This window comes from Huaxiibacter chinensis (assembly GCF_022171985.1).
GTDB classification, from domain to species: Bacteria; Pseudomonadota; Gammaproteobacteria; order Enterobacterales; family Enterobacteriaceae; genus Enterobacter; species Enterobacter chinensis_A.
On record NZ_JAJVHF010000075.1, the window covers coordinates 1 to 447 of the forward strand.

1 protein-coding gene and 1 pseudogene are annotated in these 447 nt (G+C 62.4%); both read left to right on the forward strand.

Going from position 1 to position 447, the window contains the following annotated elements; genetic code table 11:
• Positions 1-349, forward strand: a 349-nt coding sequence (gene merT / locus LZP96_RS24010; RefSeq protein WP_038885573.1) for a mercuric ion transporter MerT, incomplete at its 5' end; no start/stop codon positions are given.
• A gap of 15 nt (positions 350-364) precedes the next feature.
• Positions 365-447: pseudogene (locus tag LZP96_RS24015) on the forward strand (mercuric transport protein periplasmic component); the annotation flags it as partial.

Genomic DNA, 447 nt, shown 5'->3' on the forward strand with positions numbered 1-447 from the left:
GTCTGAACCACAAAACGGGCGCGGCGCGCTCTTCGCCGGTGGGCTGGCCGCCATTCTTGCGTCGGCCTGCTGCCTGGGGCCGCTGGTTTTGATCGCCTTGGGGTTCAGCGGGGCATGGATCGGCAACCTGACGGTGCTGGAACCCTATCGCCCGATCTTCATCGGCGCAGCGCTGGTCGCGCTGTTTTTCGCCTGGCGGCGCATCTACCGCCCGGCGCAAGCCTGCAAACCGGGTGAGGTCTGCGCGATTCCCCAAGTGCGAGCTACTTACAAGCTCATTTTCTGGATCGTGGCCGCGCTGGTCCTGGTCTCGCTCGGATTTCCCTACGTCATGCCATTTTTCTATTAATCACAGGAGTTCATCATGAAAAAACTGTTTGCCGCCCTCGCCCTCGCTGCCGTTGTTGCCCCCGTGTGGGCCGCCACCCAGACCGTCACGCTGTCCGT